The sequence below is a fragment of the Subdoligranulum sp. APC924/74 genome, assembly GCF_003324125.1.
Lineage (GTDB): Bacteria > Bacillota > Clostridia > Oscillospirales > Ruminococcaceae > Gemmiger > Gemmiger qucibialis.
In genome coordinates this window covers 1-5421 of the sequence record NZ_PSQF01000138.1, presented here as the reverse complement: position 1 = coordinate 5421, position 5421 = coordinate 1, and the positions used below count along the sequence as shown (strand labels likewise).

6 protein-coding genes are annotated in these 5421 nt (G+C 55.8%); 1 reads left to right on the top strand and 5 read right to left on the bottom strand.

What is annotated here, in order from left to right:
- Positions 1-201: 201 nt before the first annotated feature.
- Positions 202-1281 carry a branched-chain amino acid aminotransferase gene (locus C4885_RS15285; RefSeq protein WP_114001161.1) on the bottom strand — a complete coding sequence of 360 codons (1080 nt, stop codon included), beginning with the start codon at positions 1279-1281 and terminating at the stop codon, positions 202-204.
- A gap of 263 nt (positions 1282-1544) precedes the next feature.
- On the opposite strand from C4885_RS15285, the gene C4885_RS15280 reads away from it, so the two are divergent.
- The gene (locus C4885_RS15280; protein WP_114001160.1) at positions 1545-2204 is read left to right on the top strand and encodes an HAD family phosphatase; all 660 of its coding nucleotides are present in this window, start codon (positions 1545-1547) and stop codon (positions 2202-2204) included.
- A gap of 456 nt (positions 2205-2660) precedes the next feature.
- Here C4885_RS15280 and C4885_RS15275 read toward each other — a convergent pair whose 3' ends face one another.
- The 4 genes from C4885_RS15275 to C4885_RS16840 all read right to left on the bottom strand — a co-directional run.
- The gene (locus C4885_RS15275) at positions 2661-4028 is read right to left on the bottom strand and encodes a PFL family protein (RefSeq protein WP_199488129.1); all 1368 of its coding nucleotides are present in this window, start codon (positions 4026-4028) and stop codon (positions 2661-2663) included.
- A gap of 11 nt (positions 4029-4039) precedes the next feature.
- Positions 4040-4309 (bottom strand): ACT domain-containing protein, encoded by a 270-nt coding sequence (locus C4885_RS15270; RefSeq protein WP_114001159.1) that lies wholly within the window; start codon positions 4307-4309, stop codon positions 4040-4042.
- Between the two features lie 154 nt (positions 4310-4463).
- On the bottom strand, positions 4464-5168 hold the full coding sequence (epsC, locus tag C4885_RS15265; RefSeq protein WP_114001158.1) for a serine O-acetyltransferase EpsC: 705 nt from the start codon (positions 5166-5168) through the stop codon (positions 4464-4466).
- A 68-nt stretch (positions 5169-5236) separates the two neighbouring features.
- Positions 5237-5421, bottom strand: a 185-nt coding sequence (locus C4885_RS16840) for a hypothetical protein (protein WP_207657608.1), incomplete at its 5' end; no start/stop codon positions are given.

Here is a 5421-nt window from a genome sequence, read left to right as displayed (position 1 = left end):
GCAATACCGCATAATTCTAAGTGCCGATACGGCGAGCGAGGTGCGGCAGATGCTAAGCCAAAAGCGCAGATAATACTTTGTGTATTATCGAGCATTTTGGCAACGCAGATGCCGTGCCGCAGCCGCCGGAGCGGTGCTTAAGCCGCAAGGCGGGAATTGTGCGGTGTTGCCTCAGCTAAAAAGCATAGCTTCCGGGTCGAATCAGACCTTCGGTTCAACCTTGACGGTCCAGCCCTTGGTATCAGGCAGCTTACCCCACTGGATACCGGTCAGGGTATCGTACAGCTTCTGGGTCAGGGGGCCGATCTTGCCGCCGCTGATGTTGGCAACCTTGCCTTCCCAATCCAGCTCCTTAACGGGGCTGACAACAGCTGCGGTGCCGGTGCCGAACACTTCTTCCAGCTTGCCTTCCTCGGCAGCCTTCATCACATCAGCAATGGCCAGTTTGCCCTCGATAACCTCGTAACCCCAGTCCTTGAGCAGCTCAATGATGGAGCGGCGGGTAACGCCGGGCAGAACAGTGCCGGTGCAGGCAGCGGTGTAGATCTTGCCATCGATCTTGAACATGATGTTCATAGAGCCGACTTCTTCCACATACTTCTTCTCAACGCCATCCAGCCACAGAACCTGGCTGAAGCCCTTTTCCTCGGCAAGCTCGCCAGCCTTGATGGAAGCAGCGTAGTTGCCGCCGCACTTGGTAAAGCCGGTCAGGCCCGGGGCTGCACGGATGTACTCGTCCTCAACATAAATGCGGACGGGATCCAGGCCCTCGGCATAGTAAGCGCCGGAAGGTGCGCAGATGATGCAGAACAGGTAATGCTTGGAAGCATGCACGCCCAGGCCGACATCGTTTGCAAACACGAACGGGCGGATGTACAGGCTTGCGCCGTCGCTGTGGGGAACCCAGTCACGGTCAACGTCAACCAGGGTCTCAACAGCCTGAACAAAATCCTCAACCGGGATCTTGGGGATGCAGAGACGGTCAGCAGAATCCTGGAAACGCTTTGCATTGCAATCGGGGCGGAACAGCTGCACACTGCCGTCAGCAGTGCGGTAGGCCTTCATGCCCTCAAAAATTTCCTGTGCGTAATGGAACACCACGGTAGCGGGGTCCATCGGCAGGGAGGCATACGGCACAACGCGGGCGTCATGCCAGCCTTCACCGGCGGTATAGTCCATCAGGAACATATGGTCGGTAAAAATCTTGCCGAAGCCAAGCTTGCTTTCGTCCTGCGGCTTTGCCTTCGGTTCAGTAGTACGAACAATTTTGATATCCAACATTATTTCCTACTCTCCTTATTCAGCACCGCATGAAGGTTCGCACAAACCTGATTGTGGTGCGAAATTGTAATTATTATAACGCTCTAAAGTGGCAAATACAAGAGCTATTTTTCCGCTTTCTGCACACATTTGCAGTCTTTATGCAAAATTTGACTACTTTTTGATTGCACCACCCCATTTTATGGGGTACAATAATAGCATAAGTCGCGCCCGGCCACAGCGCCGGGCAGCATTTGCAAAGACAAGAAGAGGGATCACACACTATGGCACCGAAAGTAAAAGGCGTTATTTTTGATATGGACGGCCTGATGTTTGACACGGAGCGCATCTGGGACCAGTTCTGGAGCCCCTGCTGCCGCAAGATGAGCCTGCCGGATCCGCCGCCGGAGTTTTATTCCAATGGCCGCGGCCTGGCCGGGGAGCACCAGCTCCAGTACATTGCCGGCTATTACGGCGACAAAGCCGAGGAACTGCTGCATGCCGTGTGGGCATACGGCGGCGAGCAGATCAAAAAGGGCGTGCCCTGCAAGCCCGGCCTGAAAGAACTGCTGTCCTACCTGGAAGATCTGGGCATGCCCCGCATTGTGGCAAGTTCCAGCCCGCGCACCATGGTCGAGCTGAATTTGCAGACCACCGGCACCGCCCGCTATTTCCATGATATCGTGTGCGGCAACGAGGTCAAGCTCTGCAAACCCGCGCCGGATATCTTTCTGGAAGCCGCCCGCCGCATTAAGGTGGACATCCATGACTGCATGGTGCTGGAGGACAGCCACAACGGCATCCGCGCCGGCCACGCCAGCGGTGCCGAAACCGTGATGGTGCCCGACCTTTTGCCCGTAACCGACGAAATGCGCAGCCTGTATGACGATTGCTGCAAGGACCTGTTTGAGGTAAAGGCAAAGATGGAGCAGGGAGTGCTTTGATTGGGAATTAGAAATTAGGAATGAGGAATTAGGAATTTGAGGTAGAGCGGGGTCACCTGAGCCCGCCGGGGCCTTGTCTGGTTTCTATGCTAAAATGTGATGCACCTGCCACACAGTCGGGGCGGCGTCCCCCGACGCCCCGGACGAGCATAGATTCTATTGGATTATCGCTCGGCAGGCCGTTTCCTACAGAGCATTTGATTATGCGCGGCTCATATATAAACATTCTGTCGTGCGCGATGCCCTCATCGCGCCGCGGAGAAACGTAAATTGGTTGCTGCAAACTTAAAAAACATTTGTAGGGGCCGACGGCAAGCATCGGCCCCTACAAATCGTATAGAAATCATCCTCATTCCTGCATCTTTCACATTCAATATACTCATACAAAAGAGCCATACCAAGTGCTTCTCCTGCCTGGTATGGCTCTTTTGTATATATTATTTATTGAATGATTCTTTAATTTTTCAATGCCTGCATCGGTGCGGGGATGCGGCCGCCGCGGTGGATCATAACGGCGGGGCTGTACTGGCTGATGGGCATGATGGGGGCGTGGCCCAGCAGGCCGCCAAAGTCCAGAACATCGCCGGCCTTGTGGCCAATGGCGGGGATCACGCGCACAGCGGTGGTCTTGCTGTTGACCATGCCGATGGCGGCTTCGTCTGCAATCAGACCGCTGATGACCTCGGCGGTGGTATCGCCGGGGATAACCACCATGTCAATGCCAACGGAGCAGACGGCGGTCATGGCTTCCAGCTTTTCCAGCGTCAGGCTGCCGCATTCGGCTGCCTTGATCATGCCGTCATCCTCAGATACCGGGATGAATGCGCCGGACAGGCCGCCCACATGGTTGGATGCCATTACGCCGCCCTTTTTCACGGCGTCGTTCAGCATGGCAAGGCAGGCGGTGGTGCCGCAGCAGCCGCAGCTTTCCAGACCCATTTCTTCCAGAATGTTGGCAACACTATCGCCAATAGCCGGGGTCGGCGCCAGGGACAGATCAATGATGCCCGCGGGCACACCCAGCTGTTCGCTGGCCAGGTTGGCCACCAGCTGGCCCAGACGGGTGATCTTGAACGCCGTGCGCTTGACAAGCTCTGCCACCTGATCCATCGGGGCATCCTTGGGCAGCTTGGCCAGAGCGGCGCGCACCGCACCGGGGCCGGAAACGCCGACATGGATCTCGCAGTCCGGCTCTCCAGGGCCGTGGAAAGCACCGGCCATAAACGGGTTATCTTCGGGTGCATTGCAGAAAACCACCAGTTTGGCATCGCCCATGCACATGTTATCTTTGGTCAGCTCGGCGGTCTGGCGCACCACGCGGCCCATCAGGCCAACGGCGTCCATATTGATGCCGGATTTGGTGGAACCGATATTGACGCTGGAGCAGACCAGGTCGGTTTCGGCCAGTGCACGGGGAATGCTTTCGATCAAACGCACATCGCCGGCGGAAAAACCCTTATGCACCAAAGCACCGTAACCGCCGATAAAGTTGACGCCGACCGCCTTGGCAGCAGCATCCAGCGTTTTGGCAAACCACACGGGGTCGGCATCCGGTGCAGCGCCCAGCAGCATGGCGATGGGCGTTACGCTGATGCGCTTGTTGACAATGGGAATGCCATAGTCCGCGCTGATCTTGTTGACAACGGGAACCAGGTTCCCCGCCAGACGGGTGATTTTGTTATAGATTTTCTCACAGGCTTTTTTGCCATCGGGATCAATGCAGTCCAACAGGCTGATGCCCATGGTAACGGTACGCACATCAAGGTTTTCTGCGGTCAGCATCTCGATGGTTTCCAAGATATCGCCGCTGTTCAGAATTTTCATCGTGTGCCCCCTTACACCTTGTGCATCGCGTCAAAGACTTCCTGCCGAGTCACAGTGACCTGCATTCCCATCTCCTGGCCCAATGTGTCAAAACGGGCGCGGATTTCGGCCGGTTCGCTTGCGCAGGCAGAGATATCCACCAGCATAATCATGCAGAACATATCCTGCAGGATACTCTGGGTAATATCCTCAATGTTGATGTTCAGCTCGGCACACACGGCACTTACGCGGGCAACAACACCCACGGTATCGTGGCCGATAACAGTGATAACAGCTTTCATGACAGGCACCCCTCTTTATTATCAAAATCACGTTTATTATAGCAGATAATACCGCATTTGGGTAGCACCTGCCCAAATAAAAAGCAGAAAAATTGCGGCAAAGTAAAAAACTCTCTACCCCAAAGTGGGGCAGAGAGCTTGAAATTTTTCTGAATTATTCTTCTGTATGCGGATTCTGCGGCGGTACACCGTCCGTTTCCGGGGCGGCAAAACGCGGTTTGTCGGGCGGGTACTCGCCCTGCATGGCGGCTTCCATGCGGCTCAAGCGGGCTTCCAGTGCGCTGATGCGGTTGCTGAGCACATCGGGCAGCGCCTGCTGGTCCAGGTCGTCCGCCGGGCAGGATTGGCTGCCGCGCACGCGGACCACTTCGGCCGGAACACCGACCGCGGTGGTATTGGCCGGCAGATTTTTGAGCACCACACTGCCCGCGCCGACACGGACATTATCCCCGATATACACCGGGCCAAGCACCTTGGCACCGGCACCGATCAGCACGTTATTGCCCAATGTGGGGTGGCGCTTGCCGGAATCCTTGCCGGTGCCGCCCAGGGTAACGCCGTGGTAGATGGTGCAGTTATCACCGATTTCTGTCGTTTCGCCGAACACGATGCCCATACCGTGGTCAATGAACAGCCGGTTGCCGATCTTGGCACCGGGGTGGATCTCGATGCCGGTCAGGTGGCGGGCCAGCTGGCTGATGAGGCGCGCCAGGAAGAAACACTTGTGACAGTACAAAAAATGTGCAATTTTGTGCGTTACCAGCACATGGAAACCGGGGTACAAAATGATGACCTCCGCCACATTGCGTGCAGCAGGGTCTTTGTCCCGGATGTTTTTTGCGTCTGCCCAAAGTCCCATCCAACTTACCTCATTTCGTTTGTGTCCTATCCCGAATATCCAAGGAAAACACTAGGATATCCTGGATTTTAAATATAGCACAATTTGCAGTAAAACGCAAGAATCAGACGGCGCTTCCCTGCGGTTTCTCCACCGCCCGGCTTTTCCTTATGGCAACACCGCACAATTCCCACCTGACGGCTTAAGCACCGCTCCGGCGGCTGCGGCACGGCATCTGCGTTGCCAAAATGCTCGATAATGTCGGGTTGCGGTA

Excerpts from the sequence above, each read along its gene's own strand:
- C4885_RS15285 (WP_114001161.1), bottom strand. The coding sequence starts at position 1,281 with ATGTTGGATATCAAAATTGTTCGTACTACTGAACCGAAGGCAAAGCCG.
- C4885_RS15280 (WP_114001160.1), top strand. The coding sequence starts at position 1,545 with ATGGCACCGAAAGTAAAAGGCGTTATTTTTGATATGGACGGCCTGATG.
- C4885_RS15275 (WP_199488129.1), bottom strand. The coding sequence starts at position 4,028 with ATGAAAATTCTGAACAGCGGCGATATCTTGGAAACCATCGAGATGCTG.
- C4885_RS15270 (WP_114001159.1), bottom strand. The coding sequence starts at position 4,309 with ATGAAAGCTGTTATCACTGTTATCGGCCACGATACCGTGGGTGTTGTT.
- epsC (WP_114001158.1), bottom strand. The coding sequence starts at position 5,168 with ATGGGACTTTGGGCAGACGCAAAAAACATCCGGGACAAAGACCCTGCT.